This window comes from Desulfosporosinus sp. I2 (assembly GCF_000960765.1).
GTDB lineage: Bacteria > Bacillota > Desulfitobacteriia > Desulfitobacteriales > Desulfitobacteriaceae > Desulfosporosinus.
Genome location: NZ_JYNH01000030.1, coordinates 1 through 26521, shown reverse-complemented (window position 1 = coordinate 26521; position 26521 = coordinate 1). Strand labels below are relative to the sequence as shown.

Genomic DNA, 26521 nt, shown 5'->3' with positions numbered 1-26521 from the left:
CATACATTTTAGGCAGGGGGTGGGAAATGGTTAATCTCATCTGGCTTTTAATGTTGGCGATTGGGATTATTGTCTCTGCGCTCAACGGACATATTGAAAATGTCACCGCCTCTGCCATGAAAGCAGCCGAACTCGGGGTAGAGGTTGCTATTGAACTTATTGGGGTAATGAGCTTGTGGTTAGGTCTTCTGCGTTTGGCTGAGGAAGCCGGTTTTATTAGGGGAATTGCTCGTATGCTAGGACCGGCTGTTCGGCGCTTATTTCCCTCATTACAGCCGGATAGTCCAGCGTTGGGAGCTATCATCATGAATTTAAGTGCCAATATTCTTGGGTTGGGTAATGCGGCAACCCCTTTTGGCTTGAAGGCTATGCAAGAGCTTCAAAAAGAAAACCCAACGCCTGACGTGGCTAGCCCAGCCATGATTACGTTCTTAGCTCTAAATACGTCTTGTATAACAATTATCCCCGCAACGATTATTGGGGTGCGACTTAAGGCAAACTCGGCTAATCCAACCGAGATTATCGGCGCAACCATTGTTGCAACAGGTTGTGCCATGACCGTCGCCATTCTTGTAGATTACTTTATTCGTAGGAGAAAACGATGAATGTTATTGCCGGAATTTCACGATGGGCAATACCTTTACTTTTGCTACTCATCCCAGTGCTGGCCTATCTGCGCAAGGTTCCTGTCTATGAATCCTTTGTTGCAGGAGCGGAAGATGGGTTTAAAACTGGGGTTAAAATTCTTCCTTTTTTGATAGGGATGCTAGTGTCAATTAGAGTTTTTGTAGACTCTGGTGCACTGGTGATAGTGTCGCGCTGGCTACAGCCCCTTTTTATGTCTTTGGGTTTGGACCCTAATTTTGCAGATATCATTCCTCTTGCTATTATGCGTCCCCTCAGTGGTTCAGGCGCTTTAGGGGTAGCGACACAGCTTATAAATCAACATGGGCCAGATTCCTTCATTGGTCGTTTAGCATCTACTCTTCAGGGGAGTACGGACACGACGTTCTTTGTGCTAACGGTGTATTTTGGTTCAGTAGGCATCAAAAAGTATCGTTACGCTCTTAAATTAGGATTACTTGCCGATGTTATTGGTTTAATAGCTTCTGTTTGGATTGTTCATAAGACGTTTTATTGATCCAAACTTTGTGCATACTAACGATGAACCGAAAGGGGGCATTGTTATATGCTTTATATTCTTTTACCTGCCTATAATGAAGATCAAGCGCTTCCGTCTTTACTCAAAGATATTGAACAGATTTGTGCCCCGATTCCCCACCAGACTGTGATAGTCGATGATGGGAGCACAGATCATACAGCAGATGTAGTCCAGAAGTTTGCACAAACGCATCCAAATATACATAAAGTTAGTCACACTCAAAATCAAGGATTAGGTGCAGCCTTGAATAGCGGTTTCCAGTTTGTTTTAAACTTTAACAAATACTATGATACTCTATGGGAAGACCAGGTTATCAAGCATCAGCAAGCTCCCGACATGGTTATAACGATGGATGCTGATAATACCCAGCCGGTGGATTGTATTCCAAAGCTTTATGAAGCAATATGTTCAGGGGCTGACCTTGTGATTGCCTCTCGTTATGTTTCAGGTGGGGAACAGAATGGACTTTCCTTAGGGCGTAGGGGATTATCTTGGGGTGCAGGTAGAGTGATGCATTATTTTGCCCCAATTAAAGGGGTTAGAGATTATTCTTGTGGTTACAGAGCTTATCGTCTGGCCTTATTGGCCGAAGGAACTCGACAATATGGTCCAGAAATTATAAAAAGTCGCAATTTTTCTGGAATGGTGGAATTACTTCTAAAAGTTGCACCCTTTGCAGAGTGCGTGACCGAAATCCCCCTTAAACTTCATTATGAACTAAAAAAAGGTGCTAGTAAGATGAAAATATGGCAAACAATTTGGGGATATGTGCAACTGATATATCAAGTGAAGCGCCATAAATGGAGCACAGTTGAATGGGCAGAGGAATAAGACGATGGTCGTTGTTATTAATACTTCTACTGGCTTTAGGACTCCGGCTTCGGGGAATTACAAACCCACTATTAGACGATCAAGCTTGGCGGCAAGCCGATACTGCCAGTATGGCGACTCATATGCTGGGACGTTTAACCGATCTACCCAATGTTTTTTTCCCGCTACTCAATTATGATGGAGTAATTCCACAAAGAGTAGAATTAGAGTTTCCGTTTTTGCCCTACCTTTTGGCTTGGACCTGGACCTTTTTTGGTTGGGCAGATATATGGGGACGGCTTTGGTCAGTTGTCCTGTCTATGCTTACAATTGCCGGAATTTACACCTTAGGGAGAGATCTGTTTACAGTTCGAGTAGGGCTTTTTGCTGCAGCGATATATGCCTTAATGCCTATATCTATTTATTATGGACGTGTTGTTATGCCTGAACCGATGGCCCAAACCTGGAGTATATGGGCCTTAGTTTCAATTTATAAGTGGAGAAGTACTCAAGAGGAGAGTGGAAGTTGGAAAGCAGGTCTATTAATGGCAGGTGCGATCCTTGCCAAGCTTCCCCAACTTATGTTGTTTCCAGTTGCTCTTCTGTTGGGCTTTTGGCCGCTTAAACCAAAGTTAGTAAAACCGCTTATTCGTTATGTTGTAATTGTGCTCATTCTTCCTATGGTATACTATTTATGGGTACATTATTATTCAACTCCTTCAAGTCAATTCGTATCTGGAATTTTGGCGGGGAATATGGCGGAATCAAGTAATTTAGACTGGAAATTCTTAAGTGATAACATACGTCAAGGACTTACTGATAGTATACTTATTCTTGCAGGAGGAGGTATGTGCCGATTATTATTTTTTCATACGACTGCTTTCACTAAGGCTAGGCGCCAGCTAGAGTTTCTTGTCTCTCCAGTGCGAATGGCGGTTTTAGCATGGGTTGGAGTAAGTGCTCTTTATGTAGGGATAGTTTGTATTCGAATCCCCTTTGATTATTACTTAGTGCCAATTCTGCCTTTGATCTCCTTGCTGAGTGCTTATGCACTCGATGGAATCAAAGATCTTCGAGGTAGAGTGCTTATCTTGGTGCTTATTGTCGTGTTTAACTGGGATTCTTATACCTATTTGTCGTCAAAATATGATTGGGATGTAGACTATATCATACAGGCAAGATGGATCAAGGACAATACACCCGAATCTAGTATATTAGTGTTAAGCGACTCACCCCCAATGACGTTTTATTACGCGAACCGCGTAGGGTTTCGCTTAACAACCGTTCAGGATTATAAAATTTCTATTAGAAGACTGCAACAGTTTTCTGCTGATTATCTTATTCGACTGCCTCATACTCAACAAAATGAAACTTTTTGGCGGAAGATCCAGGAGAGTTATTCGGAAATTGGTCCGGGTATCTTCTACTTGAAAAAATAGGAAAGCGATCATCAATCATGTTAATGGAAGGTGAGACTATGGGACAAGACCAAGAGGATGGAGAACGTTTGCAAAAAGTACTCGCCCAAGCTGGAGTCGCTTCACGGCGACATGCCGAAAAGCTAATCCTAGATGGGCGGGTCAAGGTTAATGGAGAAACGGTTACAGTTTTAGGCATAAAAGTCGGGGGTCAGGATCACATCGAAGTCGATGGACGTCTGGTTAAACGAGGCGAAACTTTGTACTATTATTTACTTAATAAGCCAGTTAGTGTTATAACGAGTGCCAGTGATCCCAGAGGGCGACCTACAGTGGTAGACTTATTGAAAGATATCCCAGTGCGAGTTTACCCCGTGGGTAGGTTAGATTATGATACATCTGGGCTAATAGTACTTACGAATGATGGGGAATTAGCCCATCGTTTGATGCATCCCTCATATGGAATAGAAAAGACATACCGAGTTTGGGTACAGGGTCCCGTGGGTATTCATGCCCTCGAAACGTTACGTCAAGGAGTTCTTCTTGAAGATGGAAAGACCGCCCCTGCTAAAGTTCAAAGCGTGAGCGGTCTTTTAAAGCGGACAAATAGAGAGTCTAAGAACGATTCCTTAGAAGTTTTGGAAGTGACAATTCATGAGGGTCGAAATCGCCAAATAAGAAGGATGTTTGAGGCCGTCGGGTACTTAGTCGTCAAACTTGAACGGATTCGTTTCGGGCCGTTAGTCCAAGAGCTGGCGCTTCGCCCAGGTGTTTACCGTTCACTTACGGGAGATGAAGTCAAAAAATTGCGTTCCAGTGTAAAACTATGAGCAGAGTTTAAAATTTGGATAGTTTAACCATGGGGGTGGAGCGGGTGCTCAATTTCTTTATTCCAAATCTCTATGTCTCGCCCGCCATAGCCACGTAAAGTATTTGCAACGGAATTGATTTTTTCATGGGTAGTTTGAATCAATACTAACCAATGTCCTGTTCTAACTTCATGTTCATAATGTCTGGCTCGAATTTCAGAAAGACCATAGCTTAGCAAAACTTCGACAAGCCCGCGACTCAGAGGTTGGTGCATAAGTTGACTAGCCATCGGTCCCGCAACGACTACTTCGCCTAGGTTAGGAACAACAAAGGGCGGAGTTTGAACTAACCAGGCATTAAATATATCTAAGTTGATTTCACTAGGGTAGAAGGCCAATTCATGAGCAATTTCTTCGCGGAACTCGCCCTGATGTAGGTTTTCGCTTCGAACTATCACGGATATTTTACTATTAGCTAAAGATTCCTCTTGAATTTCTTCAACCGCTTCTTTAGTCTGTTGAGGACCTTTGAAAATAGCAATAGCTGTTTTTATCATTTGATAACCTCCCAAATAATCATTACCGAATTTATCTTAGTATGTCCAAAATTCTATCGCTAAAGCAAGGCTTGCAGGAGAAATCAAACCTTTGGAGAATAATTTTACAAAATAATAGTAAAAATGACTCTTTTAATAATTAGATGGATTAAAATTGGGAAACGGGGAGACCGATAATGAAGATTCGGATAGGAAATGAGCTTCTAACTGAACACATTCGCGTACGGATTCGTGTAGATTATCGCGGAGAATCGAAAAGTGGGCGATTTTTCTTTGGAGGTAAGAGTAAAGAGCTCATGGCAGAAACAATCCGTGAACAGCAGGTTGCGTTACTTCGTAATGTTCCACTACAAGGAATCATTATTGAAGATGTCGATCTGAGTCTTGATGTTTATGCTGTGACAGAGGGGGAGGGGAGACGAACCCATGAAGTTGCCTATGCCCCCATTATTTTAACCCTTCGAATCGAGAACCTCGACGATTTGCTTCCCCTCCTGATTAAGCCTGAGTTTCGAAAGATTGAATTCCTTAGCCCTGATACGGTTTCACTACATCGTTTGGATATGGAGCGATTACTCTATCGTTTAAGTCAATCGTTTCAGCAAGAGATGAAAATTCTAGAACAAAGATATTTGCGTTAATGATTTTCAATTTCTGTAATTTATAAGAACGAATTTAAGTGCATTGAAGATACCTAATTTGGTATATTTGATGCACTTTTAGTATCATTTTAATCTTCAGTTTAATTATTCTTTTCACAAATGTATTTACATATTGAAAGTTTGTACAAATTAGATTAGTATATCTATAGGTGGTCTGACAAGTATAAAGATTCGATCAATTAAGTTTTCTATTATAATATGGAGTTAAGCTAGCTGATTATTACATATAGTTTGAGAAATTTAGAATATTTAGAAAGTGATACACTTTAATAACAGCTAAGCTTTAAAGTCAAAATCTACGAATAAAGCGTATAGTTTATTTTAAGTATTAATGTAAACAAGGACAATTAAAATAGTATTATGTGAAAATTTTAAAATTTTGGGGGTGATTGATGAATTTTTTCTAATAGAATATCGTACTTATTTTAAATTTGAAGGAGGTTCAAGTATTGAAGTATTTGCAAAACTATAACCCCACGGGTAACTTTTGGTTATCTGTAATTATGGCGGCTGTTCCTATTGTGACTTTGCTCTATTTCTTAGCCCTTCATCCTCATAAAGCAAAAAATGGCGAAAAATTATTAGGTATTTATGCTCCATATGCTGCAGCAATCGCGGCCTTCGTCGCCTTCTTAGTATGCGTTTTCGTAATGAAGATGCCAGCAACTACCGCTGCAGCGGCTTTTGGGCTAGGAGTTCTTAGTGGGTTATTCCCAATTGGCTGGATTGTCTTTGGGGCTATTTTTCTATATACAATGACTGTTGTTACTGGTAAGTTCGAAATCGTTAAAGATTCCATTGCTGGAATTACTGCGGATCGCCGCTTACAAGCACTACTTGTCGCTTTTAGTTTCGGGGCCTTTATTGAAGGCGCATCAGGTTTCGGTACACCTGTGGCGGTGGCCGGGGCTATCATGGTTGGCTTAGGTTTCCGTCCTCTGACGGCAGCTGTAATCTGCTTAATCGCTAATACAGCGCCTGTAGCATGGGGAGCAATCGGGACTCCGGTTCTGACCCTTGCTGCAATTACGAAAATTCCAGACGGCTTGATCACTCAAATGGCGGGCAGACAATTACCGTTCTTTTCTATATTGATTCCTTTTTGGTTGGTAGCGACCTTGGTCTTAATGGAAAAAGGAAAATGGAAAGATGTTTGGGAAGTATGGCCTGCTATCCTCGTAACCGGTGCATCCTTTGCAGCTACTCAGTTCCTGATGGCTGAAGCAGGCATGACGATGCTTGTCGATATCGGAGCTGGAATGGTGAGTATTATTATCACTTCGTTGTTCTTGAGAGTATGGACACCCAAGAATATTATTACTAATGAAATGGCTTATGCAAAAATGGATGGCAGGGATCCTGGTAAAGCAAAAGTTGTACCGAAACATTCTTGGCCGGTATTATTGCAGGCTTGGATGCCTTGGGTTTTCCTGGCAATCTTCGTTGCCTTATGGGGCGTTCCAAGTATCAAGACTTTCTTAAACGGTCTGTTTAATCCTAGTTTCAAGGTTCCCTTTTTACATGGTGTAGTTTTCAGAACAGCACCGGTTTCTCCGACTGCTGTAGCTAAAGCGGGAGAAGCAGCTGTGTATAGCTTCAATCTAATTACCATGGCGGGAACAGGGATTCTGATTGCAGCGTTCATCACAGGAATTTTATTTCTTAAAGTTACTGCAGCTCAGTGGAAAGAGATTTTTGTCACAACGATTGTTCGTCTGAAAATACCTCTCTCAGTTATTTCCTTAGTTTTGGGTCTTAGTTACATGACACGTTATGCTGGAACGGATGCTGTCCTAGGTTTGGCTTTTGCTAAAACCGGTTCGCTCTATCCATTCTTTGCAGTTATGATTGGTTGGTTGGGGGTTTTCCTAACAGGTAGCGATACAGCTTCGAACTCGCTATTTGGAAGCTTACAACAGATCACGGCTCAACAATTAGGGCTAAACCCGCTCTTGATTGTAACAGCAAACAGCACCGGTGGAGTTATGGGTAAAATGATTGATGCTCAGAGTATTACGGTTGCTACGGCTGCCTGCTATTCTGACCCTGAAGAAGGCGTCAACGCTATCGGAGTTATTTTCCGGAAAGTATTTTTGCATAGCGTTGTGTTGGCGATTCTTATGGGCATCTTGGTCTGGCTACAAGCGTATGTCTTTACATGGATGATACCTAATATGTAAATTGTTCATAATTGTTTTATGGGCTGACCTAAGTAAAATTAGGTCAGCCCTTTTTTCTTATTAATCCATGCTAGGACACCCACTTCTAAAAGTAGGTGTCCATGTTCTGTTTCACTGCTTTTTATACTTTCATTCTTTAGTTAATTGCGAAATTATTGCGTTTTACTGACAATTTAGACTTTATAAATTATTCAATTTAAAGACAAAATCAAGGAGTCACTCTATTTTGATTTAACGGATAAGTCCTATATAAGTAAAATAATAGAAATATTATATTTAAATGGACTATTGCATTTTCTGTTATAAAGTTTTAAACTTAGTAAGTGGTCTGACAGCCATGTAGCTAGGCCGTTTCTTCATATTAATGTGATATAAAGGAGGAAAAATATAGAAGAGTATAATAAATCGAGTAAAGGCCAAAATGATACAGAGATGTTCAAATAATACGTAAATGAAGGTGGAATTAACTATGCCATGGACACAAAATTATGCCGCACTAGGAAATAACCTAGGACTTACTGCCTTAGTCGTATCCCTGCCAATTTTTTATCTATTTTGGGCGCTAGCCATTAAACGCATGAAAGGTCATATCGCTGGGAGCACAACGCTCTTATTGACAATTATTGATGTTGTGCTTGTTTACAAGATGCCAGTTGGGCTTGCGCTTTCGGCAAGTGTACTCGGAATCCTAAATGGATTATTCCCTATTGCTTGGATTATTGTAACCGCCGTTTTCTTATATAACCTTACTGTTGAAGCTGGACAATTTGATATTATTAAAAGTTCAATTGCCTCTTTATCCAATGACAGACGTCTTCAAGCATTGCTTATCGCCTTTTCGTTTGGTGCGTTTTTAGAGGGGGCCGCTGGATTCGGTACTCCAGTTGCAATCACTGGTGCGATCCTGATTGGACTAGGTTTTGAACCACTCTATGCTGCCGGTCTTTGCTTGATTGCAAATACAGCTCCAGTTGCTTTTGGAGGAATTGGTGCTCCAATTATTGCAGCGGGTGCAGTAACCGGAGTCAGCGCTAATATCATCTCTGCTGCCGTTGGTCGTCAACTTCCCTTCCTTTCCGTATTCATTCCTTTATATTTAATTATTTTAATGGCCGGTTGGAAAGGGGCAAAAGAGGTCCTTCCTGCTATTGCTGTCTCTGGTACCACCTTCGCTGTTGCCCAGTGGTGGTCTTCAAATTACCTTGGACCTATGCTCCCCGATATTATTTCTTCGCTATTTTCCCTCCTTTCTACAGCTATTTTGCTTAAATTCTGGAAACCAAAAAATATTTGGCGCTTCCCAAATGAGAAGGGCCAAAAGGTAGAGCAATACAAAAAATATTCTGGCGGTCAAATACTTAAAGCATGGTCTCCGTTTTTAGTTCTTACGATCCTGGTAGGAATTTGGGGGACAGTAGGCTTTAAAACGTTTGTTACAAGTCAACTTAAGTGGTTTGTAAACATTCCACATTGGCCAGGGTTAGATGGCCTAGTCATAAAAACTATGCCAATTGTTAATAAGCCGGCAATTTATGCAGCTAGTTACAAGTGGGATTTTTTTGCGGCTGCAGGGACAGCGATTCTAATCACTGCCATTATTACCATGTTTATACTTAAGGTTAGCCCAGCTAGAGGAGCCAAAGTGGCAGGCGCCACCTTGAAGACACTCGTTTATCCCACCATAACGATCGGGTCAGTACTTGGCTTTGCTTATATTGCCAACTATTCTGGACTTTCTTATACTCTCGGTCTAGTGTTCGCTCAAACTGGTCACTTCTTCCCATTCTTCGCTCCAGTTCTTGGCTGGCTTGGTGTATTCTTAACGGGTTCAGATACATCAGCAAACGCTTTATTTGGCCAACTACAAAACGTTACAGCTCAACAAGTTGGAGTTAATCCTGTTTTAACCATTGCCTCAAATAGCTCCGGTGGTGTTGTTGGAAAAATGATTTCACCACAATCGATTGCCGTTGCGGCAGCAGCAACTGGCTTAGTTGGAAAAGAATCTGACCTCTTCCGTTTTACACTTAAACATTCAGTCTTTCTCTTACTTCTTGTTTGCATCATGACTTATCTCCAAGCATATGTACTACAAGGTATGATTCCGAAGATTGCTGGCATTTTGCCGACAATAGCCTCACTCATACACTAAACAACTGATATGTAAAATCTAAATCTTCAGTAAATGTAAAAGTAGAATTTGATAATAGTGGGGAGCATTTTATTAATACGCTTCCCACTATTATTTTGAAAAAGAATTAAAATTTTATATTGAAATTTCTATTAAATTGAATTAATATAGAGTTAAAGAGTGGTCTGACCATCAGACAAAGAAGAATATTGTTTCATTTATATTTTTTAAGGGGGTAAATAGATGTTAGCTCGTGAAGTTTTACAAGAGCTTGTTCAAGTGCTCGGCGCTGAAAACGTCCTCACAGAGCAGGAAGATTTACTGACCTATGCTTATGACGCAACGGCCGCTATGAAACATCATAAACCGGATGTTGTAGTTTCGCCCCTTTCTACTGAACAGGTGTCAGAGGTTGTGAAAATTGCTGGACGATATCAAATCCCAATCTATCCACGTGGTTCAGGAACCAATCTTAGTGGAGGAACCATTCCTACTCAGGGAGGAATCGTTCTCTCTATGCTCAATCTAAATAAAATTATAGAAGTAGATCAGGACAATCTAACGGCAACTGTTCAACCTGGAGTGATTATTCAAGCGCTTAATGATCAAGTGACCAAACTGGGTTTGTTGTATCCACCGGATCCTGGAACCGTCACTACAGCGACCATGGGTGGCTCGGTATCCGAATGTTCGGGTGGATTGCGTGGACTGAAATACGGAGTTACGAAGCATTATATTATGGGTTTACAATTGGTCTTGGCAAATGGAGAAGTCATCCGTTGGGGTGGAAAGACAGTTAAAAACGTCACAGGCTATGATTTAGTCGCCCTTTTTACGGGTGCTGAGGGAACGCTGGGGATTATCACAGAAATCATTGTGAAGCTAATACCAGCTCCAGAAACTCGGAAAAGTATTCTAGCTGTTTTTGATAACCTCGATAAGGCTGGAAATGCCATTGCCTCTATTATTCGGAATAAGATCATCCCAGCAACCCTCGAAATTATGGATAACGCGACCATTCAAACCGTAGAACATTTTGTGCATGCGGGATTGCCAATGGATGCTGAAGCTGTTCTATTGGTTGAAGTAGATGGGTACAAAGAAGTGGTTGAACGAGAAGCGGTTTTGGTGGAGCAAATTTTACAAGCAGAGGGTTCAGTTGAGGTGAAAATTGCCAAGAACGATCAAGAACGTGATCTTTTGTGGCTGGCTCGTCGTAGTGCCCTGCCCGCCCTTGCTCAGAAAAGACCGACAACTGTCTTAGAAGATGCGACGGTTCCAAGAAGCAAAATTCCTGATATGCTCAAAGCAATTCGTAAGATTGCCGAAAAGCATCGTCTCCTAATTGCTACCTTCGGGCATGCTGGGGATGGGAATTTACATCCTACGATTCTTACGGATCAACGGGACGAGGATGAAATGAAACGAGTTCACCTGGCCGTCGACGAAATCTTCCAAGCAGCAATTTCTTTGGGGGGAACTCTTTCAGGGGAACACGGGATTGGGATTGCCAAAATGAAATATCTAGATTGGGAATTTGGAGAAGCCGGTGTTGCGGCATTGCGACAAATAAAAGAAGCCCTGGATCCCAACTATCTGTTGAACCCTGGGAAGATTGTAAGGAGGGACTAATCGTGTCCGTATATAATTCGCTGGATTCGATTACCGATGAACTCCATAAATGTATGAAGTGCGGAAACTGTATGGCCGTATGTCCAATTTATAAAGAAACTCGTCAAGAAGTGGGAGTTGCAAGAGGTAAGATCAGCTTAGTAGAGTACCTCCTTGCAGGGGAACTTGACATGACTGAAGGATTAGCTGATCGCTTTTCTCTTTGCACTACCTGCATGGCCTGTAATACTAACTGTCCTTGTGGGGTCAGATTTGATAAAATTATTCTAGCTGCTAGGGCAGAAGCTGTACGCAAAAAAGGGCTACATTCGGTCAAGAAAATTGCGTTTACTGCCTTAAAGATGCAGCGTTTATTTGATCTGGGCATGAAGACTGGTAGCATATTCCAAGGTGTAGCCTTAAAGCACTTGCCTCATAAAAGTGATCGGATCGCACGGATGCGTTTTGATGTTGGAATTGGAACAGAAAAAGTGTTTCCAATGTTAGCGAAAAAGACGTTGCGATCAGAGTTTCCAGAAGTTATACGGGTTAACAACCCAAAAATGAGAGTGGCCTTTTTCACGGGTTGCATGATCAACTATTTCTACACAGATATCGGTAAGGCTGTGGTCGAGGTGCTTAATGAAAACGATATAGAAGTTGTTATACCAAGGGGCCAGGGATGTTGCGGGATCCCCGCTTCAGTTAATGGGGACGTTGTTTCAGCGCGCGCCTTGGCAAAACGCAATTTGCGTGCGTTTGAAAAATTGGGTGCCGATGCCTTAGTCGTGGCCTGCTCTTCAGGTGGAACCGCTTGGAAGCATGTCTTTACAGAACTATTGGAGAATGACCCAGAATTCAAGGCTTTGGCGGATAAATGGGCTGCAAAGTCGTATGACATTTCTGAGTTCCTAATTCATAAAGTACCCTTTAAAAAGGAAGGCTTAGGTCGTGTTCAACGTAAAGTGACTTATCATGACCCTTGCCACCTAAACCGTGGTCAAGGGATAAGCCGTGAACCACGCGAAATCTTAAATAGTATTCCCGGAGTTGAAGTGATTGAAATGAAAGAACCGGGTCGGTGTTGTGGTATGGCCGGATCGTTTAGCATCGTGCACCCAGATCTTTCAGTACAGATTTCGGATCATAAAACAGCTGATATTGCCCTAACTCACACGGACACTGTAGCAACGGGTTGTCCTGCCTGCCGCTTGCAATTGAAAAGTGGGGTAGAGAATGCTGGGATTGAAGAAGAAGTCGTTCACACAATCCAAATTTTAGCAGAATCTTATCGGGCAGGTAAAAAAGCTAATACGCTCAAAAAGGGTGGTATCACTCCAAACTAGACGGTTAAACATGGAAACACTCAACAATATAAGTGTTTCCATGTTTTATTTATTCCAAATTTATGGTAAACTGATGTGTGGTATAAAGTCTGGATAGAGATTTAACGAGGAGTGAAACTAGGGTGAATTTAAAACCCATAAAAACCCGGAAAATCTATGAGCAGATTGTTGACCAAGTTGGACATCTAGTTGCTGAAGGACAGTTAAAACCCGGTGATAGGTTACCTTCAGAACGTGAATTGGTGGAGCGGTTTCAAGTAAGTCGTGCCTCGATCCGAGAAGCTATTAGTGCTCTGGAGATGATGGGTTTGATTGAAGTACGCTCTGGAGAAGGAACTTATATTAGGCAGGTTAATATCGAATCCGTAGTTACCCCTCTCGCATGGATGCTATTTATTGAAACGGATTCGGATTTGGAACTTTATGAAGCTCGCAAAATTTTAGAGGTTCAGGCTGCGGGATTGGCTGCAGAGAGAGCGGGAGAAGATGAGATCAAAGATTTGTTTGATACACTTGAAACCATGCGTAAGGACCTTAAGAACCATCGTTTAGGGGAAGAAGCTGATCATCAATTCCATTATGCAATTGCAAGGGCGACGCATAACAAAATTCTGATTCGTCTCATGAACACACTCTCGGATACTATGCAAAAGACCCTGAAAACTAGTCGCAGTAGACTATACGAACACGGTGAGACTCCTAAGAAATTATATGATGAACATTGTAAGATTTATAAGGCGATTAAAAATCATGAAATAGAAAATGCTCAAAAGTTTATGTTAGATCATTTGCTCGGCGTGGAGAAACAGTTGGCAAGGTATTTAAGTATGGATATAGACTAAAAGGGGCGGAAACACTAAACATGTTTCCGTCCCTTTATTGGAAAAGTAGCTTGTTATGGGCTATTAGAGGAAATTATGGATTAAAAGCGAATAAATAGTCATGGTTAGGATTGCGATAGTGAGGATAAAATGATGACATGTCAAATGGTATATTTCAATGGGAACTGTCTTAATTCAAAAAAACCTTATGCGCGAGCTTGTCGCTTGTGTATAGAGCATTGTCCGCATCAAGCGATTTCGGAATATCGTCAGTTGGAAGCAAAACGTTGTACAGAATGTGGAGTATGTATGGCCGTTTGCCCGAGCGACGGATTTGCGGATCGAACGATGGATAAACTTCATGATTTTCTAATCGAGAATGAAAAAATAATTTTAAATTGTCCTAAGGCAAGACCACTAGGTTTTGAGATCCCATGTTTGGGAATTTTTGATCGAGATCGTTGGATGACCCTCATGATATTAGCTAAGAAAAAGTCCGTCACGCTCATGACGGGTGTTTGTTCGGAGTGTGATGATCGGCATGCTTGTGCTTCGAGTGTCAAGGTTTTTAAAGAGGTTCATCTGGACTGGCCGGAGCATCCAACTGTCCAAATCCAAGTTCGTGCAGATGATGGCAGTGCCGTCGAACTAGAACCTACGGTTAAAGCCCCTGTCTCAAATAAAAGGGTAACAAAGTCTGGGTGGAGGCAAAGGAGCCTGGAGAAGATGGAAGAATGGCTGCCCAGCTTAGCCGGGGACGAAATTTATTCAATGCCAAAATCGCGTCAGTGGTTGATTGAAGTTTTGGGGGAGACTCCAGATGGGAAAATTCCGTATAGGGCTTTAACTGTTGCGGATAGTTGTACAAATTGCGGCGTTTGTGCTGCGATATGTCCACAAGGCGCGTTGCAGAAGAGAGAAACTCGAGATCTTAATCCAAGTACTGAAGAACAGGACAAAGAGGAAAAGATCCTCTCACTGCGACTTATTTTGGAACCCCAAAAGTGTGTCCATTGCCAGCGCTGTGTAGAAACTTGTCCACCACAAGCCTTGTCCTTTGGTCTTAAATCATTGTCACATCGTTTATTAACCGGTAAAATACTGATTCATGAGGGTCAGCCAAGCTATTGCACTCGATGTGGCAAACGAATTTTTGATAAAGCAGAGTTGTGTCTTGTATGCGCTACCAGCGATCCTGAGAATCGTAGTTTTTTCTCAAACTAGTTCCCGCATCCACACCCGCACTGGTCACTGTGCTCGTGCGGATGTTTCTTGGATTCCCGCAAAAGTTGATTGGTTAAATGGCTTACATGAGATATAGGTTGTTGTTGAATTTCTTTAGCCAGATTAATGACTTCTTCAATCTCCTGTGCAGCTAAACCTAGGGCTAAGGCCTCTGTGACTGCAACACGAAGGGTTGCAAGGGCATTACAGGCTACAGCTGCAGAGATTTGGGTTAAAGCAATCGTTCGTTGGTCGAGACTCATAAAGCATTCCTCCAAATTTAGATCTTTAGTCAATTGACTTAGGGATATTGATAATTTTAGCATAGAAGAGTTCTAAGGGCAAAAGCCAACAAGAAAGGAATAAACTATGAACGAGTATCAGGTTATTGTGGTTGGCGGCGGGGCTGCAGGTATGATGGCCGCTGGACAAGCTGCAAAAGGGGGCGCAAAGGTTCTCTTAGTTGAAAAGAAAGAACGTCTAGGACGGAAGATCGCGATTACCGGAAAAGGACGTTGTAACATAACGAACGAAGAAAATGTTGCTGATTTTATCAGCCATTATCCAGGCAATGGACGTTTCCTACACGGCATTTTAAGAGGTTTTGATAACGTGGCTTTGCGAGAGTTTTTTGCTCGATACGGAGTCGAGACGAAAGTTGAGCGTGGAGGGCGTGTGTTCCCAGTTTCGGATGATGCAGAAAAGATTGTAGAGGCTTTGGTAACCTTTCTCACAGAATCTAGAGTAGAGGTTCGAACAGGATTTTCGGTAGAGGAGATCTTAGTTAAGGACGGTCATGTGAGGGGTGTAAGAGGAAATGGTCAGCAAAGCTTTTTGGCCCCTGTGGTAATCATTTGTACGGGAGGTTTATCCTACCCAGCAACCGGGTCAAGTGGAGATGGTTTTCGGTTCGCCCGCAAACTTGGGCACAAAGTAATCGACCCCAGACCCGCTTTAGTTCCACTTAAAACGGCGGAAAGTTGGGTGAAGGAACTTCAAGGATTAGCCTTGAAAAACGTGGAGGGGTCGTTGTGGATAGCAGGCAAGAAGCAAATAACCGAGTTTGGGGAAATGTTATTTACACATTTTGGGGTCTCCGGCCCCATTATTTTAACGATGAGCCGTCGAGCTGGGGATGCGCTGCGGGCCGGGGAAAAGGTTGAGTTAAGGATTAATTTCAAACCGGCCCTTTCCCAGGAACAATTAGATTCTCGAGTTCAACGGGATTTTCAAAAGTATAGTAACAAGCAGTTCAAGAACGCTCTCGATGACCTTTTACCCCAAAGCTTAATTCCCGTCATGATCCGTTTAAGTGGCATTAACCCGGAAGGGGTAGTGCATCAAATCAGCCGCGAACAACGAAAATACTTGGTCAGATTGTTACAAGAGTTGCCCATCACGATTATTGGCACTCTTACCATTGAGACAGCAATTGTAACAGCCGGTGGGGTGGATGTAAAAGAAATTAACCCTAAGACAATGGCTTCTAAATGTCTTCAAGGGCTTTATTGGGCTGGCGAAGTGGTAGATGTCGACGGTATTACGGGAGGATATAACCTTCAGGCTGCATTTGCTATGGGCTATCGGGCAGGGTTTGCAACTCATGAGGTTGCTTCACCGTGGTCTGATTAAGACATTTCCTGCATACACTTTTTTCGAGGTGATGCAAAGTGCGTCGAAGAGGAAGTCTGTTAGAGTGGATGTGGAATATTGTTCAGCAGGGAGAACGTCGGATCATTCGCGTGATGGTCTTGGCATCGGTAGTCCTTGTTTTGATGCAGTTAAGTGCCACGAGAGACCCGGTGGAATTTTATATGGCGATGGCGGAAAGGGTTGAAGCTCCTCCGCTGGATCTGCCCCCTCTTGAAAAATCCACCTTAGTAGAAGCTGTGAATATCTGGAATGTAACACTAAAAGCGGTACCTGCTATGCCAGTTCGTGTGATCCAAAATGGCAAAGTGATAGCGACTTTAGCAAAAGGGGAACAACAATTAAGCGTTCAATCGGGTCAAATCCAACTAGATGGGGCAGGAATATCTCAGCGCGTACAGGTTCAAGTTCTTAAAAAAGATCCCCAATTACTTGAGCCGCGTCTTAACCAAATTTTTGTGGTGCAAGGTAATCAACTGAATGTGAGTGTAAGACCTTAATGTTGCAAAGCACTTGTTGGCGTACTATAATTATCCATAAATCATATAGTAGGATAGTTTCTCATTCATGAGAAAAGGAGGGTAGAACGGTAGAATGGAATGTTCCGCGTTTATGTAGAAGAAGAATGGTGGGATGGTTTAATCGGAAATTTAAGACACTGTTCAGTGTCTTTTTCTACCATTCTATACGTTATATCCAGGGGATCCTTTTTACTATCACAGTGCTTTGATGACTTAACTTTGCCAGGCGTGTATAAAAGTGGGGTTAATTCGTGGGAAAGGAAGAATGCGTAAATGGCACAAAGTAAAAAGATTGCGCTCGCAGCCTTAAGAATGGCTATGACAGAAAGCCGAGAAGAAGAAGCTCAATTAAAAGAGTCATATCATCGACTTGGGGTTAAAACTGCTGCGGTCGATTATGGAGGAGAGTATATTAGTTCGGTTCGCAAGATCGTGGAACGTGCCATAGTGGCGGCCAAACGTGAAGGAGCTATTCAAGAAACACATGGGGATGAAGGGGCTGTAGCCGGTGCTACTCGCGAGGCCTTAAGTCAAATTATGAATAAAGCTATGGGCTTGAATATTGGCGGCAAGATTGGGATCGCACGTCAGAGCGATCATTTGAGTGTAGCGGTATTCTTTGGAATTGGGCTCCTGCATTTAGATGAAGTAGCAGTAGGCTTAGGACATCGCGTTGCTCCTAAAGAATAGGGGGGGTGGGCATGATGCGAGGAATTAGAGGTGCAACAACGGTAGAACGGAATGATCAAAAGGAGATCCGTGAAGCAACCCAGGAACTATTGCAAATCATTCTCCAGGAAAATGCTATTTGCACAGAGGATTTAGTGAGTGCAATTTTCACGGTTACCCCAGATTTAAATGCAGATTTCCCAGCATCGAGCGCCCGTGCAATAGGTTGGCAGTTAGTACCCTTGCTTTGTTCGACAGAAATACCAGTACCCGGAGCACTTCCACATTGTATACGGGTGCTTTTACATGTCAATACTAATCGTTGCCAAAGGGATATTCGGCACATCTTTTTGCGTAATGCCGTGATATTGCGTAAAGATCTTATAGAGGCCGATAGTAGTTCCTAAAATAAACTCATGGACCAATAGATTATTGTAGAGGAAGAAGGAGTGCGCGGTGAATCTAATCGCTCGACGGCAAACTAAACAGCAAGCAACCACGACAGTTCGAGTGGGGGATGTTATCATCGGCGGCTCAGAATTAGTTGTAGTAGCCGGTCCTTGTGCGATTGAAAGTTATGAACAGTTGTTGAGTACTGCTCTGGAAGTTCAACGACTTGGTGCAACAATACTCCGAGGGGGGGCTTATAAGCCAAGGACCTCCCCTTATTCTTTTCGTGGTAAAAGAGAAGGTGGCTTGGAGATGTTAGGCCAGATCAAGGCATTGACAGGGCTTCCTGTGGTTACAGAAGTTATGGATGCTCGCGACATTGAGCGGATTGCGGAAGTAGCGGATATGTTACAAATAGGATCTCGAAATATGCAAAATTATTCGCTTTTAACCGAGATAGGAAAATCCAAACATCCGGTATTGTTAAAACGCGGTTTGGCTGCAACTCTCGAAGAATGGATTTTCGCTGCGGAGTATATCATGGCAGAAGGAAACGATCAGGTTGTATTATGTGAACGAGGGATTCGGACCTTTGAGACGTATACCCGTAACACTGTGGATATTGCGGCAATTCCTGCCTTAAAAGAACTGACGCATCTCCCAGTATTTTTAGACCCGAGTCATGGGACTGGGAGATGGTCACTGGTCAACCCGGTGGCTTTGGCAGGAATTGCAGCCGGAGCGGATGGTCTAATAATCGAGGTTCATCCTCAACCAGAACTTGCCTTAAGTGATGGAGATCAGTCCCTGAATTTTGAACATTTTGCTGAACTCATGGAGAGGGTAGGGCCTGTAGCCAAAGCCGTGGGACGATTAAAGGAATAATATTAAATGGCAGGTGGGCTGAGAGGTCACAAACCGAATTGAAGACGGATTTGTGGCCTTTGCCTTTGCCTTTGTTCAGTGAATTTAATGCTTAAATTATCGTTTTTAATGACTTGCGTTACCTAAATGCTACCTTCGTGTTATCCCTTCACCGGCATGGGTATGGGTAAATTTTAGAGGCTTCTCAATAGTTCGCTGAACTTTTGGGAAGCTTCTGTTTGCATCATGGCAAAGAAGCTCATTCTGTTTCAGGTATGCAACAACGTTGATTCAGAAATTTAATAAGGAGTAAAAACGGTTATTGACATATGTTCAAATCATAGTATAATTTAAATTGTAAGGGGCATATGTCAATAACCGTAAGGAGGTAATTCAGATGCCAGGAAGAGATGGAACAGGTCAAATGGGGCGCGGATCCATGACCGGAAGAGGCTTTGGATTTTGCAAGGACTCAAATCCTGTAGGCAAGGGCACTGACATAGGGTCAGGTCAAGGCTCTGGTAAAGGGTTTGGTCACCGAAGATATTTTGGAAAAGGCCCCCAAACTGATTTAACAGAATTAAAAACACAAAAAGAATTGCTGCAAGCAGAAAAAGAGCAGCTTGAAAGCAAGCTGAAAATCATTAGCCAGCAATTACAGAGCATATAAGCAGTAGCAAGGTGGTAGGGGGACGCTCCTGTGTCTTTTGTCGCAAATTGCGGAGGACCAAATAGAAATTGCTCGTACAACAGTTCAGTGTATTTATAATGCTGCGAGAAAGGAAATTTCAAACTGGAAGAGGGGTTTGCTCAAAGAGAAAAAATTTTGAGGAGGATACATTATGATTGCTGAAGTAGACCAAGATGAGTGCATCGGGTGTGAATCATGCCCCGAATTCTGTCCTGAGGTTTTTAAGATGGGAGCCGACGGGTTAGCAATCGCTTACACAAACCCAGTCCCTAGTGAGTGTGAGGAAGCCGCCAAAGAAGCTGCCGAGGGCTGCCCAGCACACTGTATTACCATCAAATAGCAAGTGCTAATTAGGTGAAAGCGGATGATTATCATCCGCTTTATTTGGATCAGACCCTGTGAGGAAGATCTAGCTTTGGCCATTACATATTTGCGCATAGTTTCTCATGAATACTCTTTAAGAAAAGAGTATAGGTTCAATCAAGTACAGCTTGGGATGACTAAGTATTTTCAACGGTACAATTAAAAGAATTGTCGAAGGAATATTAATTTAATGTCGGAGGTGTCGTAAGATGGGAGAACCAATAAGAATTAAAAGTTTAGATCCAACCTTACGTGATGAAATAGCAGAATTATTGAATGGTTATGATTTTTCTAATTGTCTTACTTGCGGTATGTGTACGGCTGGCTGTGTATATAGTGATCTACATAAGGATCAGGACCCTCGTAAATTCATACGTAAAGTAGTCCTGGGTATGCGAGAAGAAGCAGAAAATGATCCTTTTATCTGGAATTGTACAATGTGTAATCGCTGTACTGTGGAATGTCCGATGGGAGTGAATATAAACGCACTCACGAGAGCCTTCCGAGGTAAAGTGGCAAAGGCTCCCGGTTATTTGCAAGTGATTGCTGATGATCATATACGGACAGGTAATCAGATGGGTGTTGAACAAATCGATTATGATGAGACATTAGAATGGATTGAAGAAATGATGCAGGCAGATCTGAAGGATCCGACCTATAAGATTCCGTTAGATGTTCCTGATGCAGATTTCTTCTTTGGATTTAATGCTCGGGAGATCAAACATTATCCAGCTGATCTACAAAGTATATTAAATGTTTTCCACGCGGCCAAAGCAAACTTTACGATCAGCTCTAAGCGTTGGGATGCTACTAATATTTGTTTGTTTACGGGTAAAAACGATGAATTTGATGCAATTTCACGTCCGATGTTTGAAGAAGCAGAGAGGCTAAACGCTAAGGAAATTATTGTCACAGAATGTGGCCATGCTTTCCGATCAACCAGAGTGTTTGCTCGTGATTACTGGAAAGGGAAACAGCTCCCTGTCCGCCATATAATGGAGTTGTATGCCGATTGGATTAAAGACGGCACACTAAAACTAGATAAGACCAGAAATACAATCCCAGTAACCCTACATGATCCCTGTAATACGGTTCGTAAAGAGGGGATTGTTGAGCCTCAGCGCTATGTATTGAATAATACGGTCATGGATTTCCGCGAAATGTTTCCTAACAGGGAGTATAACCTTTGCTGTGGAGCTGGCGGGGGAGCGGGTGCCGTAGCCGAAACTAAAGCAATGCGTATGGTAAAAGCCAAACCTAAAGTTGATCAATTAGTGGCTACAGGTGCGACAATTGGGTGCATTCCTTGTCATAACTGTATGGACCAGTTTGTTGACATGAATAAGCATTACAAACTTGGTATGAAAATGATGCATCTCACTGCCTTAGTAGAAATTGCATTGGGCTTAGTAGATGAGGAAAAGCAATTTTTCCATTAAACTATTTCATTTTGGCCCAGTAGTTCTGAAACAATACCTGGTTTACTATCGTAACCAACTGAATAGGAAAATCCGTCAAGATGAGCGGGCGTACTTACAAAGGAAGATACGTCCGCTTTTTCAACAAGAAAAAAGCAAGCAGAATTCGCAATAAGAAGCTAGGTTTTTGCTTTTTTCCAATGTCATGGAAGGGAATAGACAAATCACGCGGAAATATTATAGATGTCCACTCCGGATGTTATTGGTAGGAGAACGCTTCTTGCCAAGTCATTTGAATCTCGGTTTTTTAGTTTATGGACGAATAGCTTATCTATGTGTGTTTATCGGTTTTGCAGCTTTGTGTGGATTCTTACACCATGCTTTGGATGGTTTGTTCGCCAAATGGTTTGTCAAGAGCAGCATCGCTCTGGGATCATTGTTTGGTTTTCTCATCCTCTGGATTCCTTATAGTTCTGCTGACAGGTTATTGATGATTTACGCTGTCTTTGCATTAATATTATTAGGCTATGCCATGATTCGCTTGGCTGTTGGCGTATGGAAGGCATTTCCTTTTGCAAATATCGTACTTCTGGGTTTTGCTTGTTTAGGGATAACCTTGATCAATGATTTTATTTATCAAATGACACTTAGCAATACACCTTCCCTAATTCCGTTCGGTGTTTCAGTCTTTACTTTTACGCAGGCCTATACCTTGTCTGCCAGAGGATATTGATCATTTTAAAGACATTAATGATCAGTTCGGGCATGTTAAAGGGGACAAAATCCTTGTCCGTATATACGCAATATTGAGCACAGCGATTGGCGACTGTGGTTTTATTGGCCGGTGGGGCGGCGAGGAATTCTTAATAGTCCTAGAGACGGCTCAATGGGATTTGATTTTTGAAAAAGCTAATGAGATACGGAGGGCAGTAGCGGAATACTGGCACGCAGACATCGGCAAAAGCGTTACGATGACCCTTGGATTTTGTCAATACCGGGAAAACACCTCCTTGGACATTCTAATAGCCAGCGCAGATGAAAGATCCTGCAAATCTATGAAGGAACTCAGTAAATACATAGTCATTCCAGCTGGTAAGGATTCTGGAATATTGTAAAAGTGAATAGACATTGGCAGGGATTAGCATAGAAATGAAGAATTTAAGTGTTACCATTTTACCAGCGGTACCAATGGGGTATCCTTTTTAGGTTAATCTATGAATAGCAGCAGGCCGGAATAATTTGCATGTCAAAGGAAAGGAAGCTTTAAATTGCTTAAAGCCAAGCTATGTGCACCCGCGGTCTATAAGAATATTATCAGCAGGGAAAAGCTTCTAACCAAGTTCCAACAGGCGAAGGAATGCAAGCTGATACTGGTCACGGCCCCCGCAGGCTCCGGAAAGACCACCGCGGTTCTTGATTGGTTGGGCAAATGCGGTCTGCCCTATGCCTGGCTGTCGTTAGATGATGGAGACAATCATCCCGTGAGTTTCTGGCAATATGTCTGTGCCGCCCTTGAGGATATTACGGACGGCATCAGCAAGGACGCAGAATATACTTTTTCATCTCCGGAGATGATGAAGGCCAACATCCACATCAACATCCTCATCGACCGTCTGTCGGAGATTTCCTCCGACTTCTTCCTTGTGCTGGACGATCTTCATCTCATCCGTGATCCCGCTATATTGGCGGGACTGTCTTATCTGATTGACTATCTTCCTTCCCCTGTGCACCTCGTTCTTATCAGCCGGACAACACCGGAGATTGGGTTGGCCAGGCACAGGGTTAAGTGGCAGATACAGCGGCTTAACACAGAAGACCTGCGCTTTGGCGAGGAAGAAATATTCAGGTTTTATCAGGCGAGAGGGATTACGCTGGAAAATTCCGAACTGAAGAAGGTGGAGAGTTTTACCGAAGGCTGGGCTGCGGCGTTGGTCGCCGTCACCCTATCCATAGAGGAGGGCGGCGGGCGCGACGCTATTCAGGCGCTTTCACGCTCCAGCCGGGATATCGGCCAATACCTCAGGGATGAGGTAATTAGTAACTGGAGACCGGAAAAGCTGAGTTTTGCCATGAAAATCTCCATTCTGGACACCCTGTGGCCGGATTTGTGCAATGCTGTTACAGGTGATGACCATGGGTTCAATTGGCTGGAGGAAATGGCTGAAGGAAATAATTTTATTACGGATTTGGATGGGCAAAGGCAAGCATACAGGTATCACCATCTGTTTCAAAGTTTTCTCCGCAAACTGCTTCAGGAAACATTCCCGGAAGAGATTTCCCAACTGTATAAAAGAGCAGGAGCATGGTTTCAGGAGCAGAGCTTGATGCCGGAGGCCATCGACTATTTTTTAAGCGGCGGCGCTTACCAGGAAGCTTTTGAACTGATTGAACACCAGACGGACCCTTTAATTCATAAAAATGACTTCGATAGGCTGTTAACCTGGATTGAACGCCTGCCGGCCGAGTATCGGGAAAACAGCTTCAAGAGCGCCTGCATTTATGCCTTGTATTATGCGGAGCTGGGCAGACTTGATCTGTCACGGCAGTGGATCGACAGAATGAAAGCCTTGAAAGACGGCTACCAATATGCAACCGGAACCGAATGGATAGGGTACAGCGATACAGTGTGCATTATGATTGAGGCCAACCTCCTCATCCGGGAAAACAACCTAGGATTCTTACCGCTGATTTTTTCTGCGGCTGAGACGGATGGAGGCAGATATTTTAAGATGCCGGAATACAATGACTTCAATACGGCGGACATTTACTTTTACCGCTGCCCCATTAACAGGCTGTCAGGCCTATTTAAGGAAGCTCCTGATCAATTCGTCAGGATGGCCGACAGCTACCGGAGAATGATATCAAAAAATCCCGGCTACGCACCCCTGGCCGTTGGCGAATACTTGTATGAAAGCAACCGGATCGAGGAAGCCCAGCCTTATCTTTTGAAAGCACTGGAGGAAGCCAGAGAAGCAATCTGTCCGGGCGCTCTTGTTCCTGTAATAGTGGATATTGCCCGGCTGAAACGGGCCGGCGGTGACATATCGGGTGCTTTTGCAGTCGTGGAGGAAGGCAGAAAGCAGCTCCAAAGTATCGGTAAGACGCATTGGCTGTATCTGCTCGATGCTTTTCGGTGCAGACTTTATATCGACATTGGCAACACAGATAAGGTGCGGGAATGGTATTCTGCCCGCAAGCTAAGCATATTCACAGAGATTGACAGAGTCAGGGAATTTGAATTGATTGTCTATGCCAGGGTCCTGATCTTGATCAACCGAACCCAGGATGCGCGGCTTCTTCTGCAAAGGCTCCTGGCATTCACCGGGGAAAGCAAAAGGCTGCACAGCCAGGTGGAGGTGCTGAATATTCTGGCCTTGCTTTCTTTCAGGGATAATCACACGCGGCTTGCTTTAAGATATCTGGACGAATCCCTTAGCCTTGGGCTGAATGAAGGGTATGTCAGAAGCTACCTGGATGAGTTGGCCCCTATGGCCCAAATACTACGGGCTTACCTAAAGTCTAGGGGAAAGCTGTCCGGGGATCATTTCTTCAAAGAGCGGAAGGCCTTTGCCGCAAGCCTGCTGGAGCAGATCCGCGATAGCCTGCTGCAAACCGCGGCGGCCCATGCTGAGGTTGCAGCGGAAGTGGCTGAAAAATTATCTGAGCAATTCACGGCGCAGGAGAAAAAAGTACTTGAACTGATGGTAAATGCCGATACTAATAAAATGATTTGCGAAAAGCTGGGAATCGGTCTCCGGACGGTCAAGACCCATACCGGCAACATCTATACCAAGCTGGGCGTAAAAAACCGCGTTCAGTGTATCAAGTTGGTTCGGGAATTAGGGCTGTTGTAAACATTCGGAAATTTGAAGTCTCTGCTATTTCTGCTATATCAAAAGACACATGGGAGCTTAAGCTTCATGTGTCTTTTTTGTACTATCTTTCCGCAGTACTCAGGTACGATGTGCGACGAGCCTATTTATGCTAATATCTTTTAACATAAATAGGCTGCTGATTATTGATGAGGGAATCCATGGCAACAGAATAATAATATCCATCTTATTTTCCCGTTCATGGTATTTAAGGAGGAGTCGAAATGAAAGCAAAGCTGATACATAAATTCTTATCCCTTGCACTCATCGTGGCGATGGTCTTCGCGATTATGCCGGTACAGGCGCAGGGTGCGGTCAATATCCAGTCGGGACCAGGCACGGTCAAGGCCGGGCTGAGCGCCGCTGCGCCCCCTTTCACTGCCGTGGGGTTTGCCGGCAAACAATGGGACGTGATAGGGTATAACGGAACCGGTGTGTACAGTGCCGCTAATACCATAACGCTGCTGTTAAAAAACGGACAGAGCGTTGGCGCTGACGGACAGTTTAACGGCAGTACTGTAGATAACAAATATAACGGCTCCGGCCTGCAAGCGGCGATGGACAACGCCTTTGCTGCGATCACCGACGCAAGGGAAAATGGGTTTGTTCTGCCACGCACTTTAGGCTGGACCACCAACTATGGTCAGACCGGCTATAATGACGACGGCATCGGCGGGGTTACCCTCAGCAACGTGGCTTTCTGGCCGCTGAGCGTGGCTGAAGCCAATCAGGTGAACAGCGAGGTCCGCAAATCGAACAGCACCTACTGGTGGCTGCGGACACCGGGCAGCATAGATACCTGCGAGGCATATGTTGACCATGCGGGCAGCGTTTGGCCTGAGGGCTTCGCTGTGGGAACCGTCGCGGCCTATCGCCCCGCTTTTCGGCTCAATGCGGCGGACGTTCTCTTCACCTCCGACGCAGTGGGCGGCAAATCAGACGCCACAGGCATCCTTTCGTCTGCGGCAGCACCTACAGGCGTGATCAAGCTGACGGTAAACGATGCCAACACCGCCAGTCTCAACCTCACCGTGATCGATAAAAGCGCCCGCACCCTCAAATCGGGCCAGACGCTTTCCGTGGCCTATACCGGTGCGGTAACGGGAACAGGCAAATATGTCTCCTGCGTGATCACGGGAGCGGACGGCAGTGTAAAATACTACAGCAAGCTGAAGGATTTGAGCGGTGGCTCGGCAGCGCCAGAGGGTACCGCGAGCATAACGCTTCCCGCGGACATGCCGGAAGGGGCCTATACCCTGCGGTTGTTCAACGAAGAAATCAACGGCGATAATATTACTGACTTCGCCAGTGCACCACAGGATATCCCCCTGACGGTTGGACGCCCGCCGGTA

26 protein-coding genes are annotated in these 26521 nt (G+C 43.7%); 24 read left to right on the top strand and 2 right to left on the bottom strand.

Features of this window, described 5'->3' with window-relative positions; all coding sequences use genetic code 11:
- Positions 1-26: 26 nt before the first annotated feature.
- The 5 genes from UF75_RS09415 to UF75_RS09395 are packed head-to-tail and all read left to right on the top strand — an operon-like array spanning position 27 to position 4220.
- Positions 27-605, top strand: coding sequence for a nucleoside recognition domain-containing protein (locus tag UF75_RS09415; protein ID WP_045574352.1), 579 nt, complete (start codon positions 27-29; stop codon positions 603-605).
- Complete coding sequence (locus UF75_RS09410) at positions 602-1141, top strand: spore maturation protein (RefSeq protein ID WP_045574351.1); 540 nt, start codon at positions 602-604, stop codon at positions 1139-1141. The genes UF75_RS09415 and UF75_RS09410 overlap by 4 nt, the downstream gene beginning before the upstream one ends.
- 48 nt (positions 1142-1189) lie before the next feature.
- Positions 1190-1993, top strand: a complete 804-nt coding sequence (locus UF75_RS09405) for a glycosyltransferase family 2 protein (protein ID WP_045574350.1) — start codon at positions 1190-1192, stop codon at positions 1991-1993.
- Positions 1978-3411, top strand: coding sequence for a glycosyltransferase family 39 protein (locus tag UF75_RS09400; protein ID WP_045574349.1), 1434 nt, complete (start codon positions 1978-1980; stop codon positions 3409-3411). The genes UF75_RS09405 and UF75_RS09400 overlap by 16 nt, the downstream gene beginning before the upstream one ends.
- Before the next feature lie 38 nt (positions 3412-3449).
- Positions 3450-4220: a pseudouridine synthase gene (locus UF75_RS09395; protein ID WP_156146330.1), complete on the top strand. Its 771-nt coding sequence runs from the start codon at positions 3450-3452 to the stop codon at positions 4218-4220.
- A 23-nt stretch (positions 4221-4243) separates the two neighbouring features.
- Here the strand turns inward: UF75_RS09395 and UF75_RS09390 are convergent, their stop codons facing one another.
- A complete protein-coding gene (locus UF75_RS09390; RefSeq protein ID WP_045574347.1) occupies positions 4244-4756 on the bottom strand; it encodes a hypothetical protein in 513 nt (170 codons plus the stop codon).
- Between the two features lie 176 nt (positions 4757-4932).
- Between UF75_RS09390 and UF75_RS09385 the strand changes: the two genes are divergently transcribed.
- The 7 genes from UF75_RS09385 to UF75_RS09355 all read left to right on the top strand — a co-directional run bounded on the left by UF75_RS09385 (position 4933) and on the right by UF75_RS09355 (position 14731).
- Positions 4933-5397, top strand: coding sequence for a hypothetical protein (locus UF75_RS09385; RefSeq protein ID WP_045574346.1), 465 nt, complete (start codon positions 4933-4935; stop codon positions 5395-5397).
- A 470-nt stretch (positions 5398-5867) separates the two neighbouring features.
- Positions 5868-7598 (top strand): L-lactate permease, encoded by a 1731-nt coding sequence (locus UF75_RS09380; RefSeq protein WP_082075078.1) that lies wholly within the window; start codon positions 5868-5870, stop codon positions 7596-7598.
- A 469-nt stretch (positions 7599-8067) separates the two neighbouring features.
- The gene (locus UF75_RS09375) at positions 8068-9750 is read left to right on the top strand and encodes a lactate permease LctP family transporter (RefSeq protein WP_045574345.1); all 1683 of its coding nucleotides are present in this window, start codon (positions 8068-8070) and stop codon (positions 9748-9750) included.
- 222 nt (positions 9751-9972) lie between these two features.
- Complete coding sequence (locus UF75_RS09370; RefSeq protein ID WP_045574344.1) at positions 9973-11361, top strand: FAD-linked oxidase C-terminal domain-containing protein; 1389 nt, start codon at positions 9973-9975, stop codon at positions 11359-11361.
- 2 nt (positions 11362-11363) lie between these two features.
- Positions 11364-12686: a (Fe-S)-binding protein gene (locus UF75_RS09365; RefSeq protein ID WP_045574343.1), complete on the top strand. Its 1323-nt coding sequence runs from the start codon at positions 11364-11366 to the stop codon at positions 12684-12686.
- Between the two features lie 122 nt (positions 12687-12808).
- Positions 12809-13528 (top strand): FadR/GntR family transcriptional regulator, encoded by a 720-nt coding sequence (locus tag UF75_RS09360; protein WP_045574342.1) that lies wholly within the window; start codon positions 12809-12811, stop codon positions 13526-13528.
- Between the two features lie 132 nt (positions 13529-13660).
- Positions 13661-14731: a 4Fe-4S binding protein gene (locus tag UF75_RS09355; protein WP_082075077.1), complete on the top strand. Its 1071-nt coding sequence runs from the start codon at positions 13661-13663 to the stop codon at positions 14729-14731.
- Here UF75_RS09355 and UF75_RS09350 read toward each other — a convergent pair.
- Positions 14728-14994, bottom strand: a complete 267-nt coding sequence (locus tag UF75_RS09350) for a hypothetical protein (protein ID WP_045574340.1) — start codon at positions 14992-14994, stop codon at positions 14728-14730. The two genes, UF75_RS09355 and UF75_RS09350, sit on opposite strands and share 4 nt — an antisense overlap.
- Before the next feature lie 106 nt (positions 14995-15100).
- On the opposite strand from UF75_RS09350, the gene UF75_RS09345 reads away from it, so the two are divergent.
- The 12 genes from UF75_RS09345 to UF75_RS09295 form a co-directional block, all read left to right on the top strand.
- The gene (locus tag UF75_RS09345; RefSeq protein ID WP_045574339.1) at positions 15101-16363 is read left to right on the top strand and encodes an NAD(P)/FAD-dependent oxidoreductase; all 1263 of its coding nucleotides are present in this window, start codon (positions 15101-15103) and stop codon (positions 16361-16363) included.
- 38 nt (positions 16364-16401) lie between these two features.
- Complete coding sequence (locus UF75_RS09340) at positions 16402-16881, top strand: hypothetical protein (protein WP_045574338.1); 480 nt, start codon at positions 16402-16404, stop codon at positions 16879-16881.
- 294 nt (positions 16882-17175) lie between these two features.
- Positions 17176-17592 (top strand): HutP family protein, encoded by a 417-nt coding sequence (locus UF75_RS09335; RefSeq protein WP_045574337.1) that lies wholly within the window; start codon positions 17176-17178, stop codon positions 17590-17592.
- Positions 17593-17603: 11 nt separating this feature from the next.
- Complete coding sequence (gene aroH / locus UF75_RS09330; protein WP_045574336.1) at positions 17604-17978, top strand: chorismate mutase; 375 nt, start codon at positions 17604-17606, stop codon at positions 17976-17978.
- Between the two features lie 49 nt (positions 17979-18027).
- Entirely contained in the window at positions 18028-18846 is an 819-nt protein-coding gene (gene aroF, locus UF75_RS09325) for a 3-deoxy-7-phosphoheptulonate synthase (protein ID WP_052693095.1), read from the top strand.
- Positions 18847-19222: 376 nt separating this feature from the next.
- Positions 19223-19495, top strand: a complete 273-nt coding sequence (locus UF75_RS09320; protein WP_045574335.1) for a DUF5320 domain-containing protein — start codon at positions 19223-19225, stop codon at positions 19493-19495.
- Positions 19496-19667: 172 nt separating this feature from the next.
- Complete coding sequence (locus tag UF75_RS09315) at positions 19668-19856, top strand: ferredoxin (protein ID WP_045574334.1); 189 nt, start codon at positions 19668-19670, stop codon at positions 19854-19856.
- A gap of 232 nt (positions 19857-20088) precedes the next feature.
- The gene (locus UF75_RS09310; protein WP_045574333.1) at positions 20089-21318 is read left to right on the top strand and encodes a (Fe-S)-binding protein; all 1230 of its coding nucleotides are present in this window, start codon (positions 20089-20091) and stop codon (positions 21316-21318) included.
- A 259-nt stretch (positions 21319-21577) separates the two neighbouring features.
- Positions 21578-22030 (top strand): 7TM diverse intracellular signaling domain-containing protein, encoded by a 453-nt coding sequence (locus UF75_RS29970; RefSeq protein WP_052693093.1) that lies wholly within the window; start codon positions 21578-21580, stop codon positions 22028-22030.
- A complete protein-coding gene (locus UF75_RS29965) occupies positions 21975-22412 on the top strand; it encodes a GGDEF domain-containing protein (protein ID WP_242860180.1) in 438 nt (145 codons plus the stop codon). Before UF75_RS29970 ends, UF75_RS29965 begins: the two co-directional genes overlap by 56 nt.
- Positions 22413-22565: 153 nt before the next feature.
- Entirely contained in the window at positions 22566-25151 is a 2586-nt protein-coding gene (locus UF75_RS09300) for a LuxR C-terminal-related transcriptional regulator (RefSeq protein WP_045574332.1), read from the top strand.
- Between the two features lie 242 nt (positions 25152-25393).
- Positions 25394-26521, top strand: a 1128-nt coding sequence (locus tag UF75_RS09295; protein WP_045574331.1) for a hypothetical protein, incomplete at its 3' end; no start/stop codon positions are given.

Bases quoted from the DNA above. Each gene is read 5' to 3' on its own strand.
- UF75_RS09415 (WP_045574352.1), top strand. From the start codon at position 27: ATGGTTAATCTCATCTGGCTTTTAATGTTGGCGATTGGGATTATTGTC.
- UF75_RS09345 (WP_045574339.1), top strand. From the start codon at position 15,101: ATGAACGAGTATCAGGTTATTGTGGTTGGCGGCGGGGCTGCAGGTATG.
- UF75_RS09405 (WP_045574350.1), top strand. From the start codon at position 1,190: ATGCTTTATATTCTTTTACCTGCCTATAATGAAGATCAAGCGCTTCCG.
- UF75_RS09310 (WP_045574333.1), top strand. From the start codon at position 20,089: ATGGGAGAACCAATAAGAATTAAAAGTTTAGATCCAACCTTACGTGAT.
- UF75_RS09395 (WP_156146330.1), top strand. From the start codon at position 3,450: ATGGGACAAGACCAAGAGGATGGAGAACGTTTGCAAAAAGTACTCGCC.
- UF75_RS09355 (WP_082075077.1), top strand. From the start codon at position 13,661: ATGACATGTCAAATGGTATATTTCAATGGGAACTGTCTTAATTCAAAA.
- UF75_RS09390 (WP_045574347.1), bottom strand. From the start codon at position 4,756: ATGATAAAAACAGCTATTGCTATTTTCAAAGGTCCTCAACAGACTAAA.
- UF75_RS09385 (WP_045574346.1), top strand. From the start codon at position 4,933: ATGAAGATTCGGATAGGAAATGAGCTTCTAACTGAACACATTCGCGTA.
- aroH (WP_045574336.1), top strand. From the start codon at position 17,604: ATGATGCGAGGAATTAGAGGTGCAACAACGGTAGAACGGAATGATCAA.
- UF75_RS09335 (WP_045574337.1), top strand. From the start codon at position 17,176: ATGGCACAAAGTAAAAAGATTGCGCTCGCAGCCTTAAGAATGGCTATG.
- UF75_RS09375 (WP_045574345.1), top strand. From the start codon at position 8,068: ATGCCATGGACACAAAATTATGCCGCACTAGGAAATAACCTAGGACTT.
- UF75_RS09400 (WP_045574349.1), top strand. From the start codon at position 1,978: ATGGGCAGAGGAATAAGACGATGGTCGTTGTTATTAATACTTCTACTG.
- UF75_RS09315 (WP_045574334.1), top strand. From the start codon at position 19,668: ATGATTGCTGAAGTAGACCAAGATGAGTGCATCGGGTGTGAATCATGC.
- UF75_RS09350 (WP_045574340.1), bottom strand. From the start codon at position 14,994: ATGAGTCTCGACCAACGAACGATTGCTTTAACCCAAATCTCTGCAGCT.
- UF75_RS09370 (WP_045574344.1), top strand. From the start codon at position 9,973: ATGTTAGCTCGTGAAGTTTTACAAGAGCTTGTTCAAGTGCTCGGCGCT.
- UF75_RS09320 (WP_045574335.1), top strand. From the start codon at position 19,223: ATGCCAGGAAGAGATGGAACAGGTCAAATGGGGCGCGGATCCATGACC.
- UF75_RS09410 (WP_045574351.1), top strand. From the start codon at position 602: ATGAATGTTATTGCCGGAATTTCACGATGGGCAATACCTTTACTTTTG.